This is a genomic window from Pelagerythrobacter marensis (assembly GCF_036700095.1).
Classification (GTDB): domain Bacteria; phylum Pseudomonadota; class Alphaproteobacteria; order Sphingomonadales; family Sphingomonadaceae; genus Pelagerythrobacter; species Pelagerythrobacter marensis_A.
Genome location: NZ_CP144918.1, coordinates 2040187 through 2065974, shown reverse-complemented (window position 1 = coordinate 2065974; position 25788 = coordinate 2040187). Strand labels below are relative to the sequence as shown.

General features: G+C 66.7%; 21 protein-coding genes. 8 read left to right on the top strand and 13 right to left on the bottom strand.

What is annotated here, in order from left to right; translation table 11 throughout:
- Positions 1 to 14: 14 nt before the first annotated feature.
- Together V5F89_RS09760 and V5F89_RS09755 are read right to left on the bottom strand one after the other, a co-directional pair.
- Positions 15 to 1019 (bottom strand): dipeptide epimerase, encoded by a 1005-nt coding sequence (locus V5F89_RS09760; protein WP_338445459.1) that lies wholly within the window; start codon positions 1017 to 1019, stop codon positions 15 to 17.
- Complete coding sequence (locus tag V5F89_RS09755) at positions 1019 to 2977, bottom strand: serine hydrolase domain-containing protein (RefSeq protein WP_338445458.1); 1959 nt, start codon at positions 2975 to 2977, stop codon at positions 1019 to 1021. The genes V5F89_RS09760 and V5F89_RS09755 overlap by 1 nt, the downstream gene beginning before the upstream one ends.
- 200 nt (positions 2978 to 3177) lie before the next feature.
- Between V5F89_RS09755 and V5F89_RS09750 the strand changes: the two genes are divergently transcribed.
- The 4 genes from V5F89_RS09750 to V5F89_RS09735 all read left to right on the top strand — a co-directional run bounded on the left by V5F89_RS09750 (position 3178) and on the right by V5F89_RS09735 (position 8479).
- The gene (locus V5F89_RS09750; RefSeq protein ID WP_338445457.1) at positions 3178 to 3762 is read left to right on the top strand and encodes an XRE family transcriptional regulator; all 585 of its coding nucleotides are present in this window, start codon (positions 3178 to 3180) and stop codon (positions 3760 to 3762) included.
- Between the two features lie 99 nt (positions 3763 to 3861).
- On the top strand, positions 3862 to 4119 hold the full coding sequence (locus tag V5F89_RS09745; protein ID WP_338445456.1) for a hypothetical protein: 258 nt from the start codon (positions 3862 to 3864) through the stop codon (positions 4117 to 4119).
- A gap of 307 nt (positions 4120 to 4426) precedes the next feature.
- The gene (locus tag V5F89_RS09740; RefSeq protein WP_338445455.1) at positions 4427 to 6805 is read left to right on the top strand and encodes a TonB-dependent receptor; all 2379 of its coding nucleotides are present in this window, start codon (positions 4427 to 4429) and stop codon (positions 6803 to 6805) included.
- An 18-nt stretch (positions 6806 to 6823) separates the two neighbouring features.
- A complete protein-coding gene (locus V5F89_RS09735) occupies positions 6824 to 8479 on the top strand; it encodes an alkaline phosphatase D family protein (RefSeq protein WP_338445454.1) in 1656 nt (551 codons plus the stop codon).
- Positions 8480 to 8855: 376 nt separating this feature from the next.
- On the opposite strand, the gene V5F89_RS09730 is transcribed toward V5F89_RS09735, so the two are convergent.
- The 5 genes from V5F89_RS09730 to V5F89_RS09710 are packed head-to-tail and all read right to left on the bottom strand — an operon-like array spanning position 8856 to position 13154.
- Positions 8856 to 9560: an alpha/beta hydrolase gene (locus tag V5F89_RS09730; RefSeq protein ID WP_338445453.1), complete on the bottom strand. Its 705-nt coding sequence runs from the start codon at positions 9558 to 9560 to the stop codon at positions 8856 to 8858.
- Positions 9561 to 9582: 22 nt separating this feature from the next.
- Positions 9583 to 10170: an ABC-type transport auxiliary lipoprotein family protein gene (locus tag V5F89_RS09725; protein WP_338445452.1), complete on the bottom strand. Its 588-nt coding sequence runs from the start codon at positions 10168 to 10170 to the stop codon at positions 9583 to 9585.
- Positions 10171 to 10196: 26 nt separating this feature from the next.
- Positions 10197 to 11156: an MlaD family protein gene (locus tag V5F89_RS09720; RefSeq protein WP_338445451.1), complete on the bottom strand. Its 960-nt coding sequence runs from the start codon at positions 11154 to 11156 to the stop codon at positions 10197 to 10199.
- Positions 11157 to 11178: 22 nt separating this feature from the next.
- Positions 11179 to 12045, bottom strand: coding sequence for an ABC transporter ATP-binding protein (locus V5F89_RS09715; RefSeq protein ID WP_338445450.1), 867 nt, complete (start codon positions 12043 to 12045; stop codon positions 11179 to 11181).
- Entirely contained in the window at positions 12042 to 13154 is a 1113-nt protein-coding gene (locus tag V5F89_RS09710) for an ABC transporter permease (protein ID WP_338445449.1), read from the bottom strand. The genes V5F89_RS09715 and V5F89_RS09710 overlap by 4 nt, the downstream gene beginning before the upstream one ends.
- A 94-nt stretch (positions 13155 to 13248) precedes the next feature.
- On the opposite strand from V5F89_RS09710, the gene V5F89_RS09705 reads away from it, so the two are divergent.
- Both V5F89_RS09705 and V5F89_RS09700 read left to right on the top strand, forming a co-directional pair.
- Positions 13249 to 16074, top strand: coding sequence for a valine--tRNA ligase (locus V5F89_RS09705; RefSeq protein ID WP_338445448.1), 2826 nt, complete (start codon positions 13249 to 13251; stop codon positions 16072 to 16074).
- Between the two features lie 133 nt (positions 16075 to 16207).
- On the top strand, positions 16208 to 16942 hold the full coding sequence (locus V5F89_RS09700) for a 7-carboxy-7-deazaguanine synthase QueE (protein ID WP_338447554.1): 735 nt from the start codon (positions 16208 to 16210) through the stop codon (positions 16940 to 16942).
- Between the two features lie 12 nt (positions 16943 to 16954).
- On the opposite strand, the gene V5F89_RS09695 is transcribed toward V5F89_RS09700, so the two are convergent.
- The 5 genes from V5F89_RS09695 to V5F89_RS09675 form a co-directional block, all read right to left on the bottom strand.
- Entirely contained in the window at positions 16955 to 18727 is a 1773-nt protein-coding gene (locus V5F89_RS09695; protein ID WP_338445447.1) for an ATP-binding protein, read from the bottom strand.
- Between the two features lie 103 nt (positions 18728 to 18830).
- A complete protein-coding gene (locus V5F89_RS09690) occupies positions 18831 to 19583 on the bottom strand; it encodes a TIGR02186 family protein (protein ID WP_338445446.1) in 753 nt (250 codons plus the stop codon).
- A complete protein-coding gene (locus V5F89_RS09685; RefSeq protein WP_338445445.1) occupies positions 19580 to 20494 on the bottom strand; it encodes a sulfite exporter TauE/SafE family protein in 915 nt (304 codons plus the stop codon). Before V5F89_RS09685 ends, V5F89_RS09690 begins: the two co-directional genes overlap by 4 nt.
- A gap of 81 nt (positions 20495 to 20575) precedes the next feature.
- The gene (locus tag V5F89_RS09680) at positions 20576 to 21718 is read right to left on the bottom strand and encodes a hypothetical protein (protein ID WP_338445444.1); all 1143 of its coding nucleotides are present in this window, start codon (positions 21716 to 21718) and stop codon (positions 20576 to 20578) included.
- Entirely contained in the window at positions 21715 to 23124 is a 1410-nt protein-coding gene (locus V5F89_RS09675; RefSeq protein ID WP_338445443.1) for a glycosyl transferase family protein, read from the bottom strand. The genes V5F89_RS09680 and V5F89_RS09675 overlap by 4 nt, the downstream gene beginning before the upstream one ends.
- Positions 23125 to 23204: 80 nt before the next feature.
- Between V5F89_RS09675 and nhaA the strand changes: the two genes are divergently transcribed.
- A complete protein-coding gene (gene nhaA, locus V5F89_RS09670; protein ID WP_338445442.1) occupies positions 23205 to 24422 on the top strand; it encodes a Na+/H+ antiporter NhaA in 1218 nt (405 codons plus the stop codon).
- Between the two features lie 24 nt (positions 24423 to 24446).
- Here nhaA and V5F89_RS09665 read toward each other — a convergent pair whose 3' ends face one another.
- Positions 24447 to 24884: a VOC family protein gene (locus V5F89_RS09665; protein ID WP_338445441.1), complete on the bottom strand. Its 438-nt coding sequence runs from the start codon at positions 24882 to 24884 to the stop codon at positions 24447 to 24449.
- A 95-nt stretch (positions 24885 to 24979) separates the two neighbouring features.
- Here V5F89_RS09665 and V5F89_RS09660 point away from each other — a divergent pair, with 95 nt between their 5' ends.
- Positions 24980 to 25735 carry an SIMPL domain-containing protein gene (locus V5F89_RS09660; RefSeq protein ID WP_338445440.1) on the top strand — a complete coding sequence of 252 codons (756 nt, stop codon included), beginning with the start codon at positions 24980 to 24982 and terminating at the stop codon, positions 25733 to 25735.
- The last annotated feature ends 53 nt before the right edge of the window (positions 25736 to 25788 follow it).

Genomic DNA, 25788 nt, shown 5'->3' with positions numbered 1-25788 from the left:
CATAAGTTTGGCTTTCAGCCCCAGACTTCCACCGGACAGTGGATCATTCCGTCGCGATAGCGGACACCGGGAGTACGATCGCGTGCCAGGAACGTCGGCCCGTCGAGATCGACGATATCGCAAAGCTGGCCGACCAGGTACGATGGCGCCATCGACAGGCTGGTGCCCATCATGTTGCCGACCATGACCTCGAGCCCCAGCTGCCGCGCCTGCCGCGCGATAGCGAGACCTTCCGTCAGCCCCCCGCACTTGTCGAGCTTGATATTCACCACGTCGTAGCGCCCGACGAGCGAAGCTGTGTCGGCCAGCGACAAGGCACTTTCGTCGGCGGCGAAAGGCAATGGTCGTTTCAGCCCGTCGAGATCGGCGTCGCGCCCGCGCGGCACCGGCTGTTCAAGCAGCGCGATCCGGTGTTCGAGCAGCGTTTCGAGCAAGGCGGGCAGCGTCTCGCGGCGATAGCCCTGGTTGGCGTCGACCCCGATCCAGGCTCTCGGCCGCGCCCCGCGGATGGCGGCGAGGCGCGCGGCATCGTCCTCCGCATCGCCGGTCAGCTTTACCTTCACCGGCGCCCGCGGATCGAGCGCCAGCGCCGCATTCGCCATCGCCTCGGGCGTGTCGGCGCCAAGCGTCAGCGTCGATCGCAGCGGACGCGGCACGTCGAGCCCGGCAAGTTCCCACACCGGCCGGCCGGCGCGCTGCGCCTCCAGCTCCCAGAAAGCGCAGTCGAGCGCGTTGCGCGCGCCGCCCGGCGGCAGCAGGGCCTGCAGATCCTCGCGCGTTGCGCCCCCCTCGATTGCGCCGCGCACCCGTTCCGCTTCGGCCAGCATATGCCCGGCATCGTCGCCCAGGTAGTAGACTCCCGCCCCTTCCCCGCGCCCGCGGTGCGCGCCGTCCGAGATTTCGGCGACGAGCAGCGCAGTCTCCGTAAAGACGTGGCCCGCGATGCGGAACGGCTGGTGGTAGGGGAAGCGCTCGATCCGAAGATCGAGCGCCAGGTCCCGCCTGCGTTGCCTGGCCATCAATAGACCATCGAGAAGCCGTAGAGGTTGAAGGCCAGTGTCACCCAGACCAGCACCAATGCCGCCAGCACGAGCAGCGCGGCCCCCAGCTTCATGGTCCACCGCCGCTTGTCGCGGAAGCAGAGCCACGAGTGCCAGGCGGAGGCCGCCAGCAGGCCGACGGTCGCAACCGGCGTCAGCACGCGCAGCAGGATGACGAGCCAGTCGAGCGGTCCGCCAAGCGCTCCGATATCGTCGCTGAACGCGACCACCAGCATGATCCACCCGGCCACGGCGAGCAGCACCAGCCATGCGAAAAGGCGCGACAGGCGCCACGCTGTCCGGGCATTCCCCTCCAAAGCGAACGGCGCATCGAAATGGCGGCGCACCAATGCGCGTATGGGCCAGGCGACCGCAGCAAGCAGGACAAGGCCGAGTGCCGCGAGCAGCGCAGGAACCAGCCAGGCGCCGTTGGTGCCGGCAGATGCCGGCTCGAGCACCATGAAGGGCGAGACCGCATCGGTGCTCAGCCGGACGACCCGGCCGTCCTTCACCTCCGCGGCCAGCCGTTCCCCGGTGGCGGTATCGACCCAGAGGAACGGCTCGACCTCGACCCAGTCGCGCGCGCCGGCGCTGAGGCCGTCGAGCGCAGGCAAGGCGATCTTGCCGTCCTCGTCCACCACGACCTGCAGCGGACTGAGCAGGCTGAGCACGCTCATGAAATTGGTGAAGGCACCGCGACTGGACACATAGTTGCCGGCGATCATCGCCGCGTGTTCGCGCGCAGTCTCCTCGTCAACGCGCCCGGTCGGCGTCGGTCCGGGAAGATAGCGATCGGCGAATTCGTGAAACAGGCCGCTGCGCAATGCGCCCGCGGCGCCGTCCTTGCCCGCGCTGTTCATCGAAATGTACAGCCCGATATCGGCCTCTGGAAACAGCCACATATAGGAATGGAACCAGACGGTGTCCCCGCCATGCCCGATCGCGCGATGGCCATTGACCCACTGCTCGTAGAACCCGAGCGCCATAGTGTTGAGCGGCCCGACGCCCGGCGCGCGATAGTCGTGCATTTCCTGCGCGGTTCCGGGTTGGAGCAGCGCACCGCCGTCATTCAGATGCGCCATCATGAACTTGCCCATCGCAGCGCCCGAAGCCGAAAGGCTGCCGGCGGGCGCCGGAATGACCATCTCGAACGGCTTCGCCTCTTCCGCCGCGGTCGGATACCCTTTCGACATGAACGGCTGCAACGCGTCGGGAAGCGGCTGACGGAAAGTCGCGTATCGCATTTCCAGCGGGGCGAAAATGTGCCGCTCGATGTAATCGTCGAACGGCTCGCCGCTGACACGCTCGACGATGTATCCGGCCAGCGCGGTTGCATAATTGGAGTATGCCGGCGTGGTTCCCGGCGCGACGACCTGCTTGGGCAGCGCTTTCTTGACGTAGGCCGCGAGCGGCATCACCGCGTCGGGGTCGCTGCTGATCAGGTGGCGGATCGATTCCTCGAATCCCGCTCTATGCGTCAGGATGTGACGAAGGGTGACCGGCTCGCCTTCATAGGGCGGAATCTCGAAATCGAGATAGGCATTCACGTCCTCGTCGAGATCGAGCTCGCCGGCCTCGACCTGCTGCATCACCGCCGTCCACGTCAGCAGCTTGGAAACCGAGCCGGGCCGAAACAGCGTGGTTTGCGGATCCACGGGCTTTCGCGCCGCGACATCGGCATAGCCGTAGCCTTTCTCCAGCACAGGCCCATCGCCGCGCACGACCACGACGACGGCGCCGGCGATCTGGCCGCGTGCGAGGGCATAGGGCATGAACCCGTCCAGCCACGCTTCCAGGTCGGCGGCGTCGAGCGCTACCGGCGCTGTCTCTTCGGCCGGCTGCGACCCGGCGGGGCCTGCAGGTTGCGCCTCCGGCGATTGTCGTACCGGACCCTGGGCGAGGAGCGGCAGTGCGATCAACACGGCCAAGCCAGTCATGAGCCTGCGAACAAAATGCATATACCGTTCCCCACCCAGCCGGTTTGTGACACCTTGCGGCAAGTCACCGAAACCCTTACGACACGAGCCAACGATTGTTGGCCCAATGAGGACATAATGATCTTGATTGGAGAATTGTCAAATGAACCGTGGAAATTTTGATGCCGGGTCGTGAGAATCCGCCCACGCTAGGGGCGGTAATGCGCGGTATTCGCAGCAGAAACGGCTGGACGCTCAAGGAAATGAGCGCAAAATCCGGCATTCCCGTTTCGACTCTGTCGAAAGTCGAACACGATCGGCTGACGCTGAGTTACGACAAGCTCCAGCAGCTCAGCCAACGGCTCAACATCCGCATGGCCGATCTCTTCGCGGAAGGGGGCGAAGACTCTGCCCCGCGCGTAACGGGTCGGCGCAGCATCGGCACTCTCGATCAGGCGGTGCGGGTCACGACCGACAACTACGACTACCACTACCTCTGTACCGACTTGCGCCGGAAACGAATGATTCCCATCGTGACGCGCATTCGCGCCCACAGCGCGAGCGAATTCGGCGATCTCGTGCATCATCAGGGCGAAGAGTTCATCTACGTCCTCGAAGGCCGGATCGAAGTGCATTCCGAATTCTACGACCCCGTCGTGCTCGAAGCCGGGCAGAGCATCTATCTCGATTCGTCGATGGGCCACGCCTATGTCGTCGCACCGGGGTGCGAGGAAGCCCTGGTCCTGGGCGTCTGCTCAAGCTCTGACGAAGGGCTGATGGATTCGCTGATGAACCTGCACGGGTAACGCTTCGGGCGCTTCTATGGCCCGTGCCCACCGCCCGCGTCGTCCGCAAGCACCTCGTCCGGCTCGGCGTACGCGGTTGCGCCGACGTGCCGCAACGCGGTGATCGACAGTATGGCGACGGCTATCGTCATCGACGCGGCGACGTTGCGCGCCAGTCGTCCGAAGGTCTGCAGCAAGCGCGGAAAGCGCGAGGTAAAGCAGGGTCACTGGATCGGCTCGCTGCAGAACGGCAACACGCGATGGAAATTCGAGCATGAAATGATGACCGTGGGCGAGCGCAGGCATCTTCGCGTGGTGGTTTACTTCCCGAGTATCGATCGCGACGAGACCGAGGCATCGAACGTGCTTTGCAGCTGAGCGACAAAGCAGGTTGGGGCCGGCAGTCGAAATGGTGCGCCGAAACAGCGCGCCTGGGCCTTCGCAACTATCGGTTGTTCGGTGCAGGCTGCGAAACGATCCGAACAGACCACGATCGGCTTCGAAAAGGGTGACCGGCGTGTGCTCAATGGCGAGGCGTGCACGCCCGAGCGCCGCTGGCAAGTGGCTTCCCATACAGCCGTAACACCCTGCGGACCGATAGTTTCATCGTGCCGCAATCGAACCGCCTCGTGAGCGTCACATATCGCGCATATCTGCGCCCCGAACCTCAGGATCGGGAACCACTATGAAACTTCGTTACGCAAGTGCACGCCTTCTTCTCGCGTCGACCGCGCTGGTCGCCTGCCCTGCCCTGGCGCAGGAGGCGGGCGAATCGACGGACCGCGAAAGCACCGGCCGATCGGGCAACGAGATCGTCGTCACCGCGCAGAAATTCGAACAGCGCGCGCAGGACGTGCCGATCACGGTTTCCGCGCTGGGCGGCGAGCGAATCGAGGAACTGGGGGTCTCCGACCTCGACGAGCTTTCCAACTACGTCCCCGGCCTCAACATTCAGGAGCAGAGCGCCAACAACCCCGGCATCGTGATCCGCGGCGTGACCTCGGATTCCGGTTCGGCGCAGCAGGGGCCGCGCGTCACGCTCTACTACAACGGCGTGGACATCTCGCGCTCGCGCGGGAGCTATCAGTCGATCTACGATCTCGACCGGATCGAAGTCATCAAGGGGCCGCAGGCGACCCTGTTCGGCACCGCCTCCGCCGTCGGCGCGATCAGCATCGTGCCGGCACGGCCGGAGCCCGGCGTTTCGGCCAAGCTGACCGGCGCATACGGCAATTTCGACTACACCAAGCTGTCGGGCTTCGTGAATGCAGGCAACGACACAGTCGCCGGCCGCATCGCCTTCGAATGGAAGAAGCGCGACGGCTATGTCGAGAACCTCAGCCCCGCGCAGGACGAAGATCTGTACGCGCTCGACAATCTGGGTCTGCGCGCTTCGCTGCGCCTTATCCCTCACGACGATCTGACCGTCGACCTGGTCGGTACCTTCGATCGCCAGCGCAATGGCGGCACACCCTTCATTTCCGGCACTTTCGCGACCGAGGCAGGCCCGGCCGATCCCTTCGGCCCGGCTCACCTGGGCGGATCGCCCCTATCCAGCGAAGCGCTCGGCAAGGACCAACTCGGGCTCGATCGCGAGATCTACGATCTGAACCTCACCGCCGAGTACGCTTTCGCCGATGACTGGACCTTCACCACGGTCAACGGCTATCGCGAGTTCGACAGCCTGGAGACTTTCGACGCCGACGGCTCGGCGGCCTGGTATCTGGAATTCGCCGAGATCGCCAAGGGCTGGCAGTTCAGCCACGAAGGCCGGTTCGCCTATTCGGGCATGGATCTGCGCGGCTCTTTCGGCTGGAACTATTTCACCGAAGACGGCCGGCAGAACGTGCCCTTCTCCGGCGAGGAAGGGACATTCGTGCAGTGCCTGACCGGCGCGGTGCCGAACGTGCCCTGCGTGGCGGCAGATGGCAGCGTGCCGGCATCGCAAGTCCTCGCGGCCCTGACCGGAGGCGCGGTAACGCAGCTTCCCTACCGGTCGGTCTACGAAAACCAGGGGCAGAACGACAGCTATTCGGTATTCGCCGATGGAACCTGGCTGCCGACCGACAGGCTGGAACTGACCGCCGGCGTTCGCCTGCAGTGGGAGGACCGGCAGTCGGGCTATTCCTCCACGGTGCCGGCCCCGGTGCTGATCGGCCTGCTGCCGGACGAAATGCGCCAGGCGCTGCTGGCGGCACTGCCCAGCCTCGCCTACTCGCTGATCCCCGGCCAGACCGACACGGGCGGGAGGACCTATACCGCGCAGGACGATTTCTTCGACGTTCTGCCGCGCTTCAACGTGCTCTATCGCGCCACCGACGACGTGAATCTCTACGCCACCGTTTCGAAAGGTCGCCGTTCGGCCGTCGTCCAGCTGGGCGCAACGCGCGATGGCCAGGGCAACGCGGTTCCCAATTATCAGCTCGTGCCGGAAGAAGTCGTCTGGAACTATGAAGCCGGGGTGAAAGTCAGCAGCGGGCCGGTGTCGGCTTCGCTGGGCGCCTACTACCTCGACTATTCGGGCTTCCAGGTCAGCGTGCTGCAAGAGGATGGCTCGTCCCGCACCGAAAGTGCCGGCTCGGCGGCCAATCTCGGGGTCGAGGCGGAGCTGGCCGTGCAGGCGACGCCGTGGCTCAGCCTGTTCGCCAACGGCGCCTATATCGACGCCAAGGTGGATGAGGACAGCGCCCTGACGCCGGCCTATTCCGGCGCGCGTTTCCGCCTGCAGCCGAAGTGGCAGGCCGCGGCCGGCTTCACCGTCGATGCCCCGGTCGGCAACGGCATGCGCGTCTTCGCGACGCCCAGCGTCACGCACCGCAGCCGGATCTATTTCGAGATGCCCAACAGCGACCTGCTCTCGCAGGATGCGGTCACTCTGGTCAACGCGCGGGCGGGCCTCAGCTTCGCCGAAAACCGGTTCGAGATTGCCGCCTTCGTCCGCAACGCGACGAACGAGGATTATCTGCTCGATGCGGGTAACACGGGCGGCGCTTTCGGTATCCCGACCTTCATTCCCGCCGAACCGCGCTTCTATGGCGTGGAACTGACCGCGCGGCTATTCTGACGAAGGGGGAAGCAGACCATGACCTTGAACCGCCGCAATGTTCTGACGCTGATGGGCGCCGGGAGCGCGCTGACCGTTCCCGGCATCGCCGTCGCCCAGCAGGCGCCGGCACAGGTGCGCTTCGTCCACGGGGTCGCCAGCGGCGACCCCGTGCCGGACGGCGCGGTCATCTGGACCCGCGCCACGGCCGAGGAAGGGTTCGGCGGCGACATCGGGCTGCAGTGGCACGTTGCAAGCGCGCCGGACACCGCGCCGCTCGCCAGCGGAGAAGTGTGGGCGCGGGCGTCCGCCGATCACACCGCCAAGGTCGAAGTGAGCGGCCTGCGCCCCGGCACCGACTATCGCTACTGGTTCGAGACGGCGGACGGCGTCCGTTCCCCCGTCGGCCGGTTCCGCACATTGCCGGTGGGCGCGGTGGACGAGCTGGTGCTGGCGGTCGCGTCCTGCCAGCTCTATCCCGGCGGGCTGTTCAACGCCTATGCCGATATGGCCGCCCTGCCGCGCCTCGACGCGGTGGTGCATCTCGGCGACTATATCTATGAATATGGCGATGCGGGCTATGGCGCGGAAATCGGCCGCCGCCTCGGCCGGCTGCCCGATCCGCCGCACGAAATCGTCTCGCTCGCCGATTACCGCCGCCGCCATGCGCAGATGAAGTCCGACCCGGACTTGCAGGCGGCCCACGCCCGCGCCGCCTTCATCTGCGTGTGGGACGATCACGAAGTCACCAACGACGGATGGATCGGCGGGGCGGAGAACCACCAGCCGGAAAGCGAAGGCGACTGGGCCGCGCGCAAGGCGGTGGCGATGCAGGCCTATTTCGAATGGATGCCGATCCGCGATCCCGATCCGCTGCGCGCGCACGAGGCGATCTTCCGCAGCTTCGAATTCGGCGATCTCGCCACGCTGGCGATGGTCGAGACCCGGCTGCTGGCACGCGACAAGCAGGCCGCGCCGAAGGGCGAGCTGCCGCCGACAGAACGCGTCGCAGCGCTGCTGGCGGAGCGCGAGCGGCCCGGGCGCGAACTGCTCGGGCGCGGGCAGAGCGAATGGCTCGAAGGCGTGCTGCGCGCTTCCGTGAACGCCGGCAAGCCGTGGCAGATCCTCGGCAATCAGGTGGTCATGGCGCGCGTTGCCGGACCGGATCTGGAAGCGAGCCTCGGCGCGGAAGGATATGCCGAGATGCGCGCCCGAATGCCCGAGCAATATCGCGCGCAGATCGACACCGCGCTGGCCGGATATCGCGCCGGCGTGCCGTTCAATCTCGATAGCTGGGACGGCTATCCGCATGCGCGCGAGCGGCTTTACGAGCTGTTCGCCCGCGCCGGATCGCGTCCGCTGGTGCTATCCGGCGACAGCCACGCCGCCTGGAGCAACAATCTGCACGATCGCTCGGGCCGGCTTGCCGGCGTAGAGGTCGGCTGCACGGCGATCACCAGCCCGTCCTACGGCTCGATCTTGCCGGGCCTGGGGCGCTTCCTCGCCGCGGCCAACGAGGAAGTGGTCTTCTGCGACCAGGACAGCAAGGGCTATGCCCTGGTCACGCTGACGCCGGAGCAGGCCCGGGCGGAGCATGTCGCCGTCTCGACGATCTTCGCCAGACCGTTCGAACGGCGCGTAACCGCCTCATTCCGCGCCAGCCCCGATGGCCCGCTGCAAGCGCTGGAAAGCTAAGCGCATCGGCGGCACATCGGCATCCGGCACGCAGGCGACACTCTACGAAGCTGCGGCGCCGAACAGTTTGCTTTCGGGCTTGGCGAGCTTCGCGAAGAAGCCGCGAGAGGTCTGCCTTTCCGGCCTGGGTCAGGCGGGTGGGCGGACCGGGGTCACGGAGCAGCGGCGCTGGCCGATTTGTTCCGGCACCCGCGGCCCGCCCGCATATCAGGTCAGGCAACGGCAGGAAGTTCATCGCTCCTGCAGTTCTGCACCGGTTCGCCCGGATGGGGGCAGACGCCCCACGGCGAAGGTTCGATCGCCGGACCGGGCCTTCGCGACCGCCGGCGCGCGGAGTGAAGGATCCTGATCATTTCATCGGTTCCTTTCCTGGCCCTCAGTGCGCGAAAGCGCTGCGCAGGCGTGCAGCGCCTTGCGCAATGGCAGCGCGGGCGGGTTCGCTCGCGGCCAGGGAATTGAGCATCACGAAATCATGTATGGTGCCGTTGTAGCGGGCGGTGGCGACGGGCACGCCGGCTTCGATCAGGCGACGGCCATAGGCCTCGCCCTCGTCGCGCAGCAGATCGTTCTCGGCCACGATGATCGTTGCCGCTGGCAAGCCCGCCAACTGGTCGAGCGAAGCCCGAAGCGGGAAGGCCAGCACGTCCTGGCGGCGTTCGGCCGGATAGTTCGCCTCCAGGAAGTAATCCATCGCCTTCCGGGTCAGGAACGGACCATTGCCGAACGCGCGGTAGGAGGCGTTGTCCGAGACATCGTCGGTCACCGGATAGAACAGCAGCTGGTGGCTGATCTGCGGCCCGTGGCGCTCCTTGGCCATCATCGTGACGGCAATGGCCATGTTGCCGCCCGCGCTGTCGCCCGCCACGGCCAGCCGCGAGGGATCGATGCCCAGCGCGGCCCCCTGGGCAGCGACATGTTCGAGCGCGGCCTTTGCCTGCTGTTGCCCGACGATCTTCGCGCAAGCGGACTCGGCGCCCGGCAGCTTCGAAGGGCAATCGAAAGGGCAGCGTGCGCCGCCCCGGCCCCGCTCGCCGATAGCGCTGCGATGTCGTGCATGTTGAAACGAGGGGCCGAACGGCACCCTGGGTGCGGGGACCGACCGCCTAACCCACCCAGTCCGCGACCTGACCGGCAACATCGTTTGCCGCGCGGTTGAGCGCGGGGCCGACGGCCGCGGTTTCCGGGGCCACGCCGGGGACGACACTTTCGAAACGGCGGGTTTCGATCCCCCGGCCGCTCGTCTCGCGGATCGCATCGAAGCGCACGACGACTGACGACGACGACGCATCGTACCCGAAATCGCGCAGCACGCCGCGCAACCGGGTGCTGGGCGTCAGCGCCGGATCGTCCGAATCGATCACCACCCGGCCCGAACGCGTGCGGATCGTTTCGGCCAGAAGCGTGCGGAACAGACGCGCGGGCTTGTCCACCCAGACCGCGTCCTTGAGATAGGCGAGCGTGGCGCCGTCGATCTGCACCGGGACCCGCACGACATCGAGCCGCGCGGGCGCCTCGGGAACGAGGATCGCCAGCGAGCCGGCGGCACTGCCCGAAGCGCCCGATCCCGCCGGCGCCGCCGCGGTGGGGGTCAGCGTCAGCAGGCTTTCGGGCGGCTCGCTGCCGAAGCTGACGCATCCGGCCAGCGCGGCAAGCGCCGCAAGCGCCGGAAAGGTCCTGACTGTCGCGCGCATGGCCTTCCCCTGTAGTCTGGCGTCGATCATGGTTCGTAGTCGGGCAGCTTCTGCCCGCCGATCAGCGACCCGGCGCCTTGCGTTTCGATCTTCTCGGTGACGTTGCGCAGCGCCTTGCTGGTCGCGCGCAGATCCTCCAGCGCGGCCTCCGCCGCCGGCAGCGTGCTTTCGCTGAGCTGGCGAGTGGCGGGCTGCGCCTGCTCCATCGTTTCGGTCAGGGCATTGGCCGCCGCCTCGGCCGACGTCAGTGTGGAGCGCAGCTGGGTCGCGAGCGACTGCCCTTCCTGGTTCAGCAGACGGTCGGTCGATCCCATGACTTTCTCGAACGCATCCAGCGCCTCGCTCGATTCGCGCAGCGTCACCTGCAGTTCGGCCATCGTTCGTTCCACCTGCGGTGCGGTCTGCGCCAGGTCGGCGGTCATGCGGTTGGTATTGCGCAGAATGCCGGCGATCTCCCCCTGGTTCTCGTCGGACAGCAGCATCGTCAGCCGCTCGGTCAGCGTCGCCAGCCGTTCGAGCAGCAGCGGCGCATTGGCGAGCAGTTCGCCCAGCCCGCCCGGCTTGGTCGGGATCACCGGAACGCCTTCGGGGCAGGCGGTGTTGCCCGGCCCTTCCTCACACGTGAGTGCAGGAGCGTCGCGCCGCGCGCCGTCGAGCAGGATCGTCGAAACCCCGGTGAACGAACCCTGGATCGTGGCGGTCGTGCCGACGCGGATCGGCACCTCGTCCCTCACTTTTACCCGCACGCGCACGAATTGCGGATCGGTTTCCCACAGCGCGATCTGGCTGACCTGACCGACCGGCACCCCGGCGAAGGACACCTGCGATCCGTTGGCGAGGCCGGCCACCGACTGTTTGAAGAAGATGTCGTATTCGTCTTGCGCGCCCTGCCCCAGCCGGGCGAGCCAGACGAAGAACAGCGCCGCGGCGGCCAGCAATGCCAGCGTTACGGCCCCCACCCAGACGTGATTTGCGCGTGTTTCCATGGAAATAAGTTACCTCACGCCCCTATGCCCCGTCGCCCGGGGGATTGTCCATCGTTTCGGCGCGCGTCTTGCTCTCGCGGGCGGCGCGCCCGCGCGGGCCGTTGAAGTATTCGTCGATCCACGGATGGTCGGTTTCGAGCAGCTCGGGGATCGTGCCCACGGCAATCACCTGGCGATCGGCCAGCACGGCCACGCGGTCGCAGATTTCATACAGCGTATCGAGATCGTGCGTGATCAGGAACACGGTCAGGCCCAGCGTCTGCTGCAATTCGCGCGTCAGGCGGTCGAACTTGGCCGCGCCGATCGGATCGAGGCCGGCGGTCGGCTCGTCGAGAAACAGCAGCTCGGGATCGAGCGCGAGCGCGCGCGCCAGCCCTGCGCGTTTCTTCATCCCGCCCGAAAGCTCCGACGGATACTTGCTCGCCGCCTCTTCCGGCAGGCCCGACATCACGACCTTGTAGCGGGCGATCTCGTGCAGCAGTTGCGGCTGGATATCGGGATAGAACTGCTTGAGCGGCACCTCCACATTCTCGCCCACCGTCAGGGTCGAAAACAGCGCGCCGCCCTGGAACAGCACGCCCCAGCGGTTGCGCAGGCCGAGGTTCTCGTCCGGCTCGGCATCGGTGATCGACCGCCCGAACACCTCGATCTGGCCCGCGTTCGGCGTCTGCAACCCGATGATCGAGCGCATCAGCACCGACTTGCCGGTGCCCGACCCGCCGACCACGCCGAGAATTTCCCCCCGGTTGACGGTGAGCGACAGATCCTCATGAATCGTCTGGTCGCCGAAGCGGTTCACCAGCCCTTCCACGACGATCGGGTGGTCGCCGCGGAACCGTTCGTAACGGCCGAGCCCCTTCGTCTCGCGTTCGCTTTCCTCTTCGCTCATCCCCATCCGATCTCGGTAAAGAACACCGCGAAGAAGGCATCGAGCACGATGACCATGAAGATCGCCTGGACCACGGCCTTGGTCGTCTTGAGGCCGACCTGTTCCGAATTGCCCTGAACCTGCAGCCCCTGATAGCATCCGGTCAGCGCCACGATGAGCCCAAAGACGGGCGCCTTGGCGAGGCCGACGTAGAGGTCGTAGAGCGGCACGACTTCCTGAATCCGGCTGAGAAACGTGAAGAACGGGATGCCCAGCATGACATCCCCGATCACCGCTCCGCCGACGATCGCGATACACGATGCGAAGAACCCGAGCAGCGGCATCATCAGCACGGCGGCGAGGATGCGCGGGATCACCAGCGCCTCGATCGGGGAGATGCCGATCGTGCGCATGGCATCGACTTCCTCGGTCAGCTTCATCGTGCCGAGCTGCGCGGCGAAGGCGCTGCCCGACCGGCCCGCGACCATGATCGCGGTCATCAGCACGCCCAGTTCGCGCAAGGTGATCCGGCCTACCAGGTTGATCGTCAGCGTTTCGGCCCCGAACTGCGCCAGCTGCACCGCCCCCTGCTGGGCGATGACGATACCGATCAGGAAGCTCATCAGCCCGATGATCGGCAACGAGGACACGCCCACCAGCTCCATCTGGCGCACCAGCGCGCGCCCGCGAAAGCGCGAAGGATGGCGAACCAGGCTGGCCCCGGAAACCAGGATCTGGCCGAGGAAGCCGACTATGCCGACGAACCCCCGCCCGAAATCGCGCACCAGCGCGCCGACTTCATCCGGCACCCGGAGATATACGGGAAGGCGCTCGGGCCGGACATCGGCCCCTTCGCCGATCTGCCCGACCGCCTTCAGCAGGCGTTGCGCGCGTTCGCTGGCGCCGGTGATTTCCGCATCGTGGCGCGCGGCGAGGCTGCTGGCGATCCACGCGCCGACAGTGTCGATTTCGCTTACGTTCGAAAGATCGATCGCGCTCAGATCGCGGTCGATATCGCGCAGGGCCTGGTCCACCGCCCCGATCGTGGAGACAAGATAGGGCCCTGAAAGAACGAGGCGCGCGCCGTTGCCGCCCGTTTCCTCGACCTCGAAGAACGCCCCTTCCTGCATCGCCTTGATCTATGCGGGGAAACGCGCGCCACTACAAGCGCACATTCGTGACGTGTTGCGCCGCAGCGCACCCGCTGGCAAAGGCCGCAGCCATATGAGCACAGAGCTTCCCAAGACATTCGACCCGGCCGAAATCGAGGCGCGCTGGTACGCGCACTGGGAAACGGGCGGGCTGTTCCGTCCCGAACGGCCCGAGGCGGCGCCCTTCACGATCGTGAACCCGCCGCCCAACGTCACCGGCAGCCTGCATATCGGGCACGCGCTCGACAACACGCTGCAGGATATCGTCGTGCGGTACGAGCGGCTGCGCGGCAAGGATGCGCTGTGGGTCGTCGGCACCGACCACGCCGGCATCGCGACGCAGATGGTGGTCGAACGCCAGCTGGAGGCGCGGCAGGACAAGCGGACCAATTATTCTCGCGAAGATTTCGTGAAGAAGGTCTGGGAGTGGAAAGAGGAAAGCGGCGGTACGATCACCCGCCAGCTGCGCCGCCTGGGCTGTTCGATGGACTGGAGCCGCGAACAATTCACCATGAGCCCCGAGTTCTCTCGCGCGGTGACCAAGGTCTTCGTCGACCTGTATAACGAAGGCCTGATCTACCGCGACAAGCGGCTGGTGAACTGGGACCCGAAGCTCAAGACCGCGATCAGCGATCTCGAGGTCGAAACGCAGGACGTGAAGGGCCATTTCTGGCACTTCCGCTATCCGCTGGCCGACGGCGTCACGCTGGACAGCGGGCAGGACTATATCGAAGTCGCCACGACGCGCCCCGAAACGATGCTGGCCGACATGGCGGTGGCGGTTCACCCGGACGACGAGCGCTACCGGAGCGTCGTCGGCAAGCATGTGATCCTGCCGATCACCGGCCGCCGCGTGCCCGTGGTGGCGGACGAACATGCCGATCCCGAACTGAGCAGCGGCGCAGTCAAGATCACGCCGGGGCACGATTTCAACGACTTCGAAGTCGGCAAGCGCGCCGGAATCGCCCCGGCGGACATGCTCAACATGCTCGATGCCGAAGGCAACGTGTGCCAGACCGCCGACGGCCTCGTGCCCGACGAATTCATCGGCCTCCACCGCTTCCGCAAGGACGGGGAGGACGGCGCGCGCGAACTGGTCGTCGCGCGGCTGAAGGAACTCGGCTGCCTGATCCCGCATGTCGCGAAGGACAAGGACGGCAACCCGGTCGAACACGATGCCGAACCGCGCGTGATCGCCACCCCCTTTGGCGACCGCGGCGGCGTGGTGATCGAACCCTGGCTGACCGACCAGTGGTACGTCGACGCCGAAAAGCTGGCGCAGGCGCCGATCGAGGCCGTGCGTTCGGGCAAGATCGAGATCGTCCCCAAAAGCTGGGAAAAGACGTTCTTCAACTGGATGGAAAACATCCAGCCCTGGTGCGTCAGCCGCCAGCTTTGGTGGGGGCACCGGATTCCGGCGTGGTACGATGCCGATGGCAAGGCCTATGTCGCGATGAGCGAAGACGAGGCCCAGGCGCAGGCCGGCACAGGCGTGTCGCTCACCCGCGACGAAGACGTCCTCGACACCTGGTTCTCCTCCGCCCTCTGGCCCTTCGCCACGCTCGGCTGGCCGTGCGACGAAAATCCTCCCCCTCCGGGGGAGGTGACAGCGCGCAGCGCTGACGGAGGGGGCGCGGCAGGCGCAGCACCATCCCCCTCCACCGCCTCCGGCGGTCCCCCTCCCCCAAAGGGGGAGGAACGTTCGCTGCTCAAGAAGCACTATCCGAACGACCTGCTGATTTCCGGCTTCGACATCTTGTTCTTCTGGGATGCGCGCATGGCGATGCAGGGGATTCATTTCCTGGGCGAGGCGCCGTGGAAGCGGCTCTACCTCCACGGCCTCGTGCGCGCGGCGGACGGGTCGAAGATGTCCAAGTCGAAGGGCAATACGGTCGATCCGCTGGACCTGATCGACCGCTACGGCGCCGATGCGCTGCGGTTCTTCATGGCGGCGATGGAAAGCCAGGGCCGCGACATCAAGATGGATGAAAGCCGGGTGGAGGGGTATCGCAACTTCGCCACCAAGCTGTGGAACGCGGCCCGGTTCTGCCAGGCCAACGGCATCGGCGGCAGCACGACGCTGGCCGCGCCGCCCGCGACCAGCGCGGTCAACCGCTGGATCGTGGGCGAAGTGGTCGAAACGCTTCGCCTGCTCGACAAGGCGATGGCCGACCTGCGTTTCGATGCTGCGGCGAGCGCGATCTACCACTTCGTCTGGGACACGTTCTGCGACTGGTATCTGGAACTGATCAAGGGGCAGATCGACGAGGAAACGCGCGCCGTCGCCGGGTGGGTGCTCGACCAGATCCTCGTCATGCTGCACCCGTTCATGCCCTTCATCACCGAAGAGCTGTGGCATGCGCAGGACGATCGCCCCTACGAATTGATCGTCGCGCAATGGCCCCGGCCTGAAGCCGCCGTGGACCCCGCGGCCAAGGCCGAAGTCGAATGGCTGATCGAGCTGACGCGCAACTTGCGCGGGGCCAGGAACGAGGTCGGCATCGCTCCGGGCGCGAAGCTGGAGGCCTGGCTGCCCGCCCCGTCCGACGTGGCGGGCAAGGTCCTGTCGGGCAATGCCGCCGCGCTGGAACGGGTGGCCCGCCTCTCGGCCATCCGCACCGAGCCCGCCCCCGACGGGGCCGCGCTGCAGGTCGGTGCCGGCGGCGATGCGCTGGTCATCCCGCTGGAGGGGCTGATCGACATTGCCGCGGAAAAGGCGCGCCTCGCCAAGGCGCTCGCCGCGGCGGAGAAAGAGGCGAAGGCCCTCGAAGGCCGGCTGAACAACGCCAATTTCGTCGAACGGGCCAAGCCCGAGGCGGTCGAGAAGGCACGTGCCGATTACGCGCATCATTCGGCCGAGGCGGAACGCCTGAAAGCGGCGCTGGCACGGCTGGGCTAACGATCCTCCCCCTCCGGGGGAGGTGGCAGCCCGAAGGGCTGACGGAGGGGGCTTGGCAGGCGCTGCGCCAGCCGCCTCCCCCGACGGGAGAGGATTTTCCTGCATCGCTCGTTTGTGCAATGGATCGGAAGTGATGCCGCTAACTCTCGCCACCCAGGCTCCCGGCGAGCCGGAAATCTTCGCCTCGCTCCAGGGCGAAGGGCCGAGCGCGGGAATGCCGGTCGCGTTCCTGCGCCTTTCGCGCTGCAACCTCGCCTGCCAGTGGTGCGACACGGCCTACACCTGGCATTTCGAAGGTGACAACCGCCCGCACCGCTCGGGCGAAACTTTCGCGCGCAAGGCCAACCAGATCGCGCTGGGCGAGGACGAGGTTGCGCAGCGGATCGCGGCGCTGGGCCAGAACCGCCTCGTCATCACCGGCGGAGAGCCGCTGTTACAGGCAGGCGCGCTGGCGGCGCTGCTCGAACGCCTGCCCGACATGACGGTCGAGATCGAAACCAACGGCACCGTCGCCGCGCCGCCCCGGCTGGACGTGCGGATCGACCAGTACAACGTCAGCCCCAAGCTGGCGCACAGCGGCAACCCTGCCGAACTGGCGCTCCTGCCCGAACGGCTCGACGCCTACGCGACCGATCCGCGGGCGTTCTTCAAATTCGTGATCGCCACGCCCGGGGACGTGGACGAGGTGCTGGCGTTACAGGCGCGATACCGCTTTCGCCCCGGCCACGTATTCCTGATGCCCGAGGGGACCGACAGCGCCACATTGCGCGCGCGCGAGGAATGGCTCGCGCCGCTGTGCCTGGAACATGGGTTTCGCATGAGCGACCGGCTGCATATCCACCTCTACGGCGATATGCGCGGGACGTGATCGCGGATGGGTTCAGCGCCCCTGCGAACGCCAGCGGCGGACGACGCGCTGCACCGCCTCTTCCTCGCCGCCGGCCTGGTTCCACAGTTCGACAAAGCTCGGATCTGCCGAGGCCGGGCGCTTGCTTTCCTCGAGCGTGTCGAAATTCACCCGCATCGGGATCGCCACGCCCTCCCCACAAATGATGCATTCGCGGTTGCGCAGCGCGGGGATCGAATCGAGAAAGCCGCGCGCGCCCTCGGGCATCGCCGCCTTGACAAAGGCCTGATCGCGGTCGTTGTTGAGCCGCATCGAGATGATCGTGCCGCATTGCGACAGCACGCCTTCGGCCAGGTCGGACGGGCGCTGGGTGATCAGGCCCAGGCTGATGCCGTATTTGCGCCCTTCCTTGGCGATGCGGCCCAGGATGTCGCCCACCGACGAACCATCGGCGTTGGCCTCGTTCGGGACGTATCTGTGCGCCTCCTCGCAGACGAGCAGGATCGGCCGGGCCTGTTCGTCGCGTCCCCAGATCGCGAAATCGAACACCAGCCGGCTCAGAACCGCGACCACGGTGGCGGTGATGTCCGACGGCACGCCCGACACGTCGATGATCGAAATGGGCTTGCCCTGCCCCGGCATGCGGAAGATCTTGCCGATGAACTCGGCCATCGTGTCGCCGACCAGCATGCCCGAGAACATGAATTGATAGCGCGGATCGGCCCGCAATTCCTCCAGCTTGGTCTTGATCCGCATATAGGGGGCGGAAGACGTCGCCTTGTCCAGCCGGCCCATTTCGTTCTGCAGCTCCGCCGCGAGATCCGACAGGAGATAGGGGATCGGCGAATCGACGGTGATCTTGCCCATCGTTTCGGCCATGCGGTTCTTCGACCTGGCCTTGAGCAGGCATTTGGCCAGGATGTCCATGTCGACCTGGCGCTCGTTCCCGCTGGAACTGAGCAGCGCCTCGCAGTGCTCCTCGAAATTCATCAGCCAGTAGGGGAGCTGCAAGTTCGACACGTCGAGGATCAGCCCGCTGTGCCGGAACGCGCTGGCGTATTCGCCGTGCGGATCGATCATCACGACGTGGCCTTCGGGCGCCGCCTCGCAAATCCGATGGAGGATCAGCGCCGCCGCCGTCGATTTGCCGGTCCCGGTCGAACCGAGCAGCGCGAAATGCTTGCCCAGCAGGGCATCGACGTAGAGGCCTGCGCGAATGTCGCGGGTCGGATAGACCGTCCCGATCGGGATGCTGGTGCGTCCGTCGCTGGCATAGATGTGCCTGAGGTCCGCCGTGTCGGCCGGATAGATCTTCGCACCGGGAACCGGATAGCGGGTGACGCCGCGGCGGAAACCGCGCACCCGGCCGGTCAGCTTTTCTTCGGTGCCTTCGCCGAGAAAATCGACGTCCGCGATAATGCCCCCGCCCGCGCGGCGATCCTGCCGCTGGTTGCGGACGCTGGCGAGCAGCCAGGCGTTTCCGACCCGGATCTTGATCTGGCTGCCGACCTGGCCGGCCAGCGCGATGGAGGGATCGGCATCGGCCATGCATTGGTTGAGACGCGCGGAATCGAGCGCAATCTGCGACCCGGAACCGGCGACTTCGACAACCACGCCGATCGGGATGGAGGCGTTCTCGCTCCCGGACCGTACGGGAGAGGGCGCGGTCGCGGCGGCGGATGGCGCGCTTGCCGGCGGGGGAGAGGCGGTGGCTGCGGAACGCGCGGGTCCGATGCCCGGCGGCTCCGCCGATCCCGCGTCGAGCGGCGGCCGCCGTGCGGGGTTGCCGTGGCCAAAATCGGTCATGGAACGGTCGATCCCTTCGCTCTTTCCCCGCCCCGGGGCTAGCGCGCGCCGGGTTAAGATCGCGTCAACGCAGGCGAGGAACGCCCGACCGATCGGCCGCGGATCAGATCATTGCGAAGAGCCGCCCGGCAATCCAGCCGGTCCCGACCGACATGAAGACCGCGAGCAGGCCGTAGAGAAGCGACTGACGCTGCGCGAACACCTCCACGAAACGTTCGAAGCCGACCTTGCGAACTTCCACCTCGGCGATGGCGGAGGCGATCACCCGCCCCCGCGTGATCGCGAAGGTTTCCGCCGTGTAAGTGCCCGTCTGGACGTTGGACGGCAGGGAGATGCGCGCCTGGTAAAGCACCTGTTCGCTGATCTGCACCCCGTCGGTCACTTCCTTGTACAGCCCCTGGCGCCGGCGGAGGTCCACCAGCCCGGAGGTGAAGCGCGCCTGTTCCTCGGGGTCGATCGATCCGCTCGGCGAAAGCTGGAGATGATCGAGGCCGAGTTCGTAGATCACCGCCGTGCGCTCGTCGACCAGTTCGTCGATCGGGCGCGAGGCGGCGATCGCGAAGAACGAAGGGGCCGAATGGAATGCGGAGCTGTCGGCATTGACCCATATGCCGCCGACGCGCGCTTTCTCGCGAACCGTGATCGGCTCGGTCGGGCCCTTGAGCACGACGACGATGTCGTAATCCTGCCCCGCGCGCGCACCGGTGGGGTCCAGAATTGCCCCGAACAGCAGGAGTTCGGCACCGGTGAAGCCCTGCTGCACCTGAACATCGTCCTGCGACACCTCGGGCACGAGGATCGGATCGCGCTGCGCCGACAGCATCAGCAGGGCGAAAAGGAGAAACACCCGCTTCACAGCGGCACCACCGTGTAGATCTCGTCGGGCCTGACGAAAAGGCCGAAGAACATTCGTAACGCCACCAACAGGACGATCGCAGCGAGGACCAGGCGCAGATATTCGGGCTTGAACTTCTGGGCGATCTGCGTGCCGAACTGGGCGCCGGTGACGGAACCGATCAGGAGCAGCGCGACCAGCACGATGTCGACCGCGTGCGTCGTCAGGGCGTGCATCATCGTCGTGGCCATCGTCACGAACAGGATGTTGAACAGCGAGGTTCCGACCACCACGTTCGCGCTCATGCCGAGGATATAGAGCATCGCCGGCACGAGAATGAACCCGCCGCCCACGCCCATCAGCATGGTCAGGGCCCCGACCGCGACGCCCAGCAGGAGCGGCGCGATGGGCGAGATGTAGAGGCCGGAGCCGTAAAAGCGCCAGCGCAACGGAAGCATCGCGATCAGACGATGGTGGCGACGCCTCTTCGGCGGCCGCTTGTCGCTCGCCTCGCCGGACCGGACCGCCTCCCAGGCTTCTTTCGCCATCAGCGAGCCGATCGTGCCCAGCATAAGGACGTAGAGGATGCTGATGACCGTATCGATCTGGCCGATCGCCTGGAAAAATCGGAACAGCAGCGCGCCGATACCGGCCCCGATCACCCCTCCGCCAACGGTCACGAGGCCCATCCGGTAATCCACGCCGTTGCGGCGGCCGTGCGCCAGAACGCCGGACACGCTGGCCCCGGTGACCTGGGTCGATGCCGAAGCCGCGGCCACGGTGGGCGGCACGCCGTAGAAGATCAGCAGCGGCGTGGTGAGAAACCCCCCGCCGACGCCGAACAAGCCGGAAAGAACGCCGGTCAGCGCCCCCAGTGCGATAATGACCAGCCCGTTGACCGAGAGGTTCGCAATGGGGAGGTAAACGTCCATGTCATCGCCCTAAGCGCCGGGCATCCAACCTGCAATGCCGTAGCCGCCATCCTCGCGCTTTCCGAGGTCGGTCGGGAACGGTCAGAAGCCGGTCGACAAGGTAACCGCGATTCCCGATCCCGGTGCGCTCTGCCCGGCCACGCGTATGCGGTAGTCGACGGCGAGGCGTGCCGGCGTGGACCCGGCTGCGATTTCGAAGCGCGCACCGGGGCCGACGTCGAGCCGGGCCGCGCCCTTCTGTGCCCCGCCCCATGCCCCCGCCCCCGCGTGCACGGTGCCGAGGTCGAAGCGCGCCAGCTCGCGCTCGACCCTCGCCTGCCCGTCCACGAAGGCCGTGGCGAAATCGCCGCCGACATAGCCGGCCTGGGCATAGGCCTGCCCGCGCAAGCGATGCGCGAGGCGCGCCGGGGGAAGCTCCGTAACGGCGAACACCGCCGGTCGAAAATCGACCGCGGCGCCGTCTTCGCTGCGCGCCAGGCGCATTTCGGCATGTATCGCGACCGGAACCGGGGGCAACGGCCTGGCCGAAAGGCCTGCACCCAGTTCGCTGTCCGCCCCGGCGGCAAAGGCCCGGGTCGCCCGCAAGTGCGCTGCGGGCCGGTGGGCATTGCCCGGATCGAGACGATAGCGGACCACGGCGCCGGCCTGACTGGCGCCGTAGAGACCCGGTCCGGCGCCCGCCCGAACGGTTCCGGTCCCGGTCGCGCCCGCCCGCAGCAGCAGCCAGGAATCGAACGACCAGCGCTTCGGATTTTCCCCTCTTGCCGGAGCGGTGCTCGGGGCCGGGCGTGCCCAGGGCGGATCGGGGATGGCGCCGCGATACAGCACCGTGGCGACATCGGCGGGGACGGGCAGGCGGCCCATCGCCGCAAGCCACAGGAGCTGGTGGCCGGCCATCACCGTACCGGTCTCAGGCCGAGCCGAAGGCGAAGCGCGATCGGCCGTCCAGGGACCGGAACGGTGCGAACGAACCGCATCGGCAGGCCTGTCGGCTGTTCCGGCAGGCAAAGTCGGCGCCACTGCCCATCGGGGCGCGACCGGTTCGGGAGTGCGGGCCGCGTTCGTCCGCCCGGCGGGGCCTTTGTCGGCGAGCGTTTCGAACACCGCCGCCGGCAGCACGAAGGGCGATTCCCAGGTCAGTGCCCGGCCGCCGATCCAGCAGGTCAGCACCAGTGCCAGCATCATCAGCGGCTGGCCCCGGCGGCCTGCGATTCCCGCGATCATGGCGCCCCCCGCTCGATCGCGAGCGCCGGGTGGAGGCGATGTTCGGTCTTGTCCCAGGTGGGCACCGCGCCGCCGAGGCTGCGGACATATGCCGACAGCGCGCGACGAGCCGCCATGATCGCGACGATATTCGCAAGCGGCAGGCGCAGCACCGCCCGCAGGCCTTCCATCGCGCCGTATTCGCGGGCCGTGAAGGCGAAACGCAAGACGCAGCGCCAGCCCAGAAAGCCGAGATTGGCCCAGAGCAACACAGTCAGCATCGGCGAGAAGCCGGGACGCTCCCCGAAGCCGAGCAATTCGGCAAGCGATCCGGCCGCGGCGATGACGAGCAGGAAATAGGCGATCGCCAGGAGAAGCGCGTTGAACGGGCCGCGCCGATCGCGCAGGCGCATCCACACTTCTGCCGGAGAACCTCTCCAGCCCAGTCGGTCCCAGCCCTGGAAGGCGATGCCGAAGATCCAGCGGGTCTTCTGCCGAACCGCCTGGTTCAGTTTCGGGGGGAAATAGGCGCGCGTGGCGATCAGCCGCCCGTCGCCGGCGCGCCGGCGGACGAAGCGCGTCCGCCCGCCCAGCGCGGCGATGTCCAGGCCGATTTCGTAATCCTCGGTCAGCGATTCGGCGGCGAAAGGCGCAGCCGCGCCGCGATGCCTGGCGAGCAGCGTCAGCGCCTCGCGGGAAATGGCGCAGCCGACGCCGGCCAGGGGAATGCCCGCGCGCAAGGCATCGCGCACGACCAGCGCCTTGCCGTGGGCTTCGGCAAATTCTTCGCAGTAATGGCTGCCGATCCAGCGGGAATCGCGCTGCGGCAACGGCAATACCGGCAACTGCACCAGGTCCGCTTCGCGCATCGCTTCGCGCATCAGGCCCAGCGCGGCCGGGTCGGCCATATCCTCTGCATCGTGGAGCAGGACCATGGCCGCGCGTTCGCCGCTTCGCGCCTCGTCCTCCTCCAGCGCGCGGTAGAGCCGATTGAGGCAATCGGCCTTGGTGGTCGGCCCGCAAGCCTCGTGAATCACGATCCTCACTCTCGATTGCCCGCTGGCGGCTGCCGCGGCGGCGGCAACCGTGGACGGATCGTTGCGGTAGCATCCGACGTAGATCCGCAGATCGGGATCGGACCACGCGCCGAGCATGTGGCGGACGGTTGTGCCGATCACGGCATCCTCCCGCCAGGCGGGAATGAAGACGGCAGCCCGGCCCGACAGGCGGCCGCGCCCCGTTCGGCCGGCCGGCTCCGAATCGTGAAGCCGCGCACGCCCCCTTCCGGTCGCGCGCAGCCAGATCCAGGCGAGATCCACGGCGAATTCGTCCACCGCCCCCGCCAGAAAGAAGACGCCGGCGAAAATAAGAAGCTCGCGCTCCATGAGCACGAGCCATTCGAACAGCACGAAATCGCCGGGTCCCATCCCCTTCCCCCCGGGCAACTTACCTAACTAACTACAGTCACCCTTGCAACGCGCGCCGAAATCCGAAATGGAGCAGACCGATGGCAAAAGCACCCGATCCAATCCGAGCCCTGTTCGCCCCTGTCCGCGCCCTGTTTGTCGGCGACGCGTCCGCCGGGATCCTGCTGATTCTGGTCGCCGCGGCGGCAATGCTGCTCGCCAATTCGACGCTTGCGCACGAGTATCACGAGCTGTTCCACGGCCGGCTGGCCTTTACGCCCGTGCCGAAGCTCGACACGCTGCATCTGTGGGTCAACGACGGCCTGATGGCGATATTCTTCTTCGTCGTCGGACTGGAAGTGAAACGCGAATGGATCGAAGGGCAGCTCAGCACCGCCAGCCAGCGGCGGCTGCCGGTCCTGGCGGCCGTCGCGGGAATGGTGGTTCCGGCGGCGGTCTACCTGTTTTTCGTTCATGGGGAGGCGCCCCAACTGGTCCAGGGCTGGGCGATACCCGCCGCGACCGACATCGCCTTTGCAATGGGCGTTCTGGGCCTGCTGGGCAACCGGGTGCCCGCATCCCTGCGGCTGTTCCTGCTCACCGTCGCGATCGTCGACGATATCGGCGCAGTCCTGATTATCGCGATCGCCTATACCGCCGGAATCAAGCTGACCTGGCTGATCGGCGCGATCGTGATCGTCGGGATCATGCTCGCGCTCAATCGCATGCGGGTGAAAACGGTCGTCCCGTTCCTGCTTCTGGCGGTCGCGCTATGGTTCTTCGTGCTCAACTCCGGCGTTCACGCGACCATTGCCGGGGTCGTCGCGGCGCTGACCATCCCGATGCGGGGCAAGAACGACGATACGATGCTGGAGAATCTGGAACACGGGCTGGCGCCGTGGAGCGCCTATCTGATCGTCCCGGTGTTCGGCTTCGCCAACGCCGGAGTGGACTTGTCCGACCTGGGCGTCGAAGGCGTCTTCGCGCCTCTCCCGCTGGCGATTGCCGCCGGCCTGTTCCTGGGCAAGCAGGTCGGGATCGTCGCCGCCATCTTCGCCGCCGACAAGATCGGCTTCGCGCCGCGCCCCCACGGGGCCAGCTGGCCGGAGATCTGGGGCGTGTCGATCCTGTGCGGGATCGGCTTCACGATGTCGCTCTTCATCGGGGAACTGGCCTTCCCCGGCTACCGCCTGCTGATCGACGAAGCCAAGATCGGCATCCTGCTCGGCTCTGCCTGCTCGGCGGTACTCGGCTACGCCATCCTGCGGATGACGACCCGGCATCCCGGCGATATCCAGGGCCTGGCCAGGGAGAACTGACCAGGCCCCGGCAGCCGGGGTCTGTCACCAGGTCCCGGTGTTTTCCATGCTGGCCCAGGGCTCCTGCGGCGGCAGGTGTCCGTCCTGCAGCAGTTCGATCGAAATGCCGTCGGGCGAGCGGACGAATGCCATATGCCCGTCGCGCGGGGGGCGATTGATCGTGACCCCGGCGTCCATCAGCCGCTGGCAGGTCTCGTAAATGTTGTCGACGCGGTAGGCGAGATGGCCGAAATTGCGCCCGCCGGTATATTGTTCCGGTGCGCTGCCGTCTTCGGCCGGCCAATTGTACGTCAGCTCGACCTCGGCCACGCCTTCCTCGCCCGGTGCGGCGAGGAAAACCAGCGTGAAACGCCCTTTCTCGTTATCGAATCGACGCACTTCCTCCAGCCCGATCAGGCGGAAGAAGGCCAGCGTTTCGTCGATATCGGAAACGCGAATCATAGTGTGCAGGAACTTGACCATTTACCCTTGAACTCCATTCATCGATATTAAAGCACGGTTCATCGCGACAGACTTATCTGCAGCATTTCTCACCCGCGCATCTGGGAAGGATTGCCATGACCGACAATAGCGTGTCCCCCTCGCCGACCTCCACCGCATTCTGGCGCGAACCGCAAATCCGGGGGTGGCTGGCGAGTGCGGCGATCGTTGCCGCGGGCCTTGTCGCAGGCGGCTTCCTGCTGGGCGACGGGCTGGTCCGCGCGAAACATGCCGACCGTTCGGTGACTGTGCGCGGGCTTGCCGAACGCGAGGTGACTGCGGACCTCGCAACCTGGACGATTTCCTATTCCTCGACCGCGACCGATCTGGCGAGCGCCCAGGCCGGCGTCGACCGGGACACCGCATCGATAGAGGCGTTTTTCGAGGATCTGGGCTTCCCGGCCGAAGCGCTCCAGCCGACCGGCGTGAACGTCAATTACTACACCGACAGCGAAGGGGTCGGCAGATACACGGTCCGTCAGCGGCTGTCGCTGCGCACCGAGGATATCGAGCGCGCCCAGACCGCGGCCAGGCGCCAGGTGGAACTGGTCCGTCGCGGGGTGGTGCTCGAAGACGGATCGGCCATATCCTACACTTTCACCGAACTCGACGCGATCAAGCCGGAAATGGTGGCCGACGCCACCCGCGATGCCCGCGCGGCAGCAGAGCAATTTGCCAAGGACAGCGGTGCCGACGTGGGTACCATCCGCCACGCGACCCAGGGCTATTTCTCGATCGAGGCGCGCGATGGCGACGCCGGCGGCTGGGGCGTGTCCGACACGCCGTACAAGAAGGTCCGCGTCGTCACCACGATCGATTTCTCGCTCGACTGACGCGCCGCCGCAAGGCGAGGCACGGGCCGCCCTTCGCCGGGCGCCCCATGCTC

Bases quoted from the DNA above. Each gene is read 5' to 3' on its own strand.
- V5F89_RS09760 (WP_338445459.1), bottom strand. From the start codon at position 1,019: ATGGCCAGGCAACGCAGGCGGGACCTGGCGCTCGATCTTCGGATCGAG.
- V5F89_RS09755 (WP_338445458.1), bottom strand. From the start codon at position 2,977: ATGACTGGCTTGGCCGTGTTGATCGCACTGCCGCTCCTCGCCCAGGGT.
- V5F89_RS09750 (WP_338445457.1), top strand. From the start codon at position 3,178: ATGCGCGGTATTCGCAGCAGAAACGGCTGGACGCTCAAGGAAATGAGC.
- V5F89_RS09740 (WP_338445455.1), top strand. From the start codon at position 4,427: ATGAAACTTCGTTACGCAAGTGCACGCCTTCTTCTCGCGTCGACCGCG.
- V5F89_RS09735 (WP_338445454.1), top strand. From the start codon at position 6,824: ATGACCTTGAACCGCCGCAATGTTCTGACGCTGATGGGCGCCGGGAGC.
- V5F89_RS09725 (WP_338445452.1), bottom strand. From the start codon at position 10,170: ATGCGCGCGACAGTCAGGACCTTTCCGGCGCTTGCGGCGCTTGCCGCG.
- V5F89_RS09720 (WP_338445451.1), bottom strand. From the start codon at position 11,156: ATGGAAACACGCGCAAATCACGTCTGGGTGGGGGCCGTAACGCTGGCA.
- V5F89_RS09715 (WP_338445450.1), bottom strand. From the start codon at position 12,045: ATGAGCGAAGAGGAAAGCGAACGCGAGACGAAGGGGCTCGGCCGTTAC.
- V5F89_RS09710 (WP_338445449.1), bottom strand. From the start codon at position 13,154: ATGCAGGAAGGGGCGTTCTTCGAGGTCGAGGAAACGGGCGGCAACGGC.
- V5F89_RS09705 (WP_338445448.1), top strand. From the start codon at position 13,249: ATGAGCACAGAGCTTCCCAAGACATTCGACCCGGCCGAAATCGAGGCG.
- V5F89_RS09700 (WP_338447554.1), top strand. From the start codon at position 16,208: ATGCCGCTAACTCTCGCCACCCAGGCTCCCGGCGAGCCGGAAATCTTC.
- V5F89_RS09695 (WP_338445447.1), bottom strand. From the start codon at position 18,727: ATGACCGATTTTGGCCACGGCAACCCCGCACGGCGGCCGCCGCTCGAC.
- V5F89_RS09685 (WP_338445445.1), bottom strand. From the start codon at position 20,494: ATGGACGTTTACCTCCCCATTGCGAACCTCTCGGTCAACGGGCTGGTC.
- V5F89_RS09680 (WP_338445444.1), bottom strand. From the start codon at position 21,718: ATGATCGCGGGAATCGCAGGCCGCCGGGGCCAGCCGCTGATGATGCTG.
- V5F89_RS09675 (WP_338445443.1), bottom strand. From the start codon at position 23,124: ATGGGACCCGGCGATTTCGTGCTGTTCGAATGGCTCGTGCTCATGGAG.
- nhaA (WP_338445442.1), top strand. From the start codon at position 23,205: ATGGCAAAAGCACCCGATCCAATCCGAGCCCTGTTCGCCCCTGTCCGC.
- V5F89_RS09665 (WP_338445441.1), bottom strand. From the start codon at position 24,884: ATGGTCAAGTTCCTGCACACTATGATTCGCGTTTCCGATATCGACGAA.
- V5F89_RS09660 (WP_338445440.1), top strand. From the start codon at position 24,980: ATGACCGACAATAGCGTGTCCCCCTCGCCGACCTCCACCGCATTCTGG.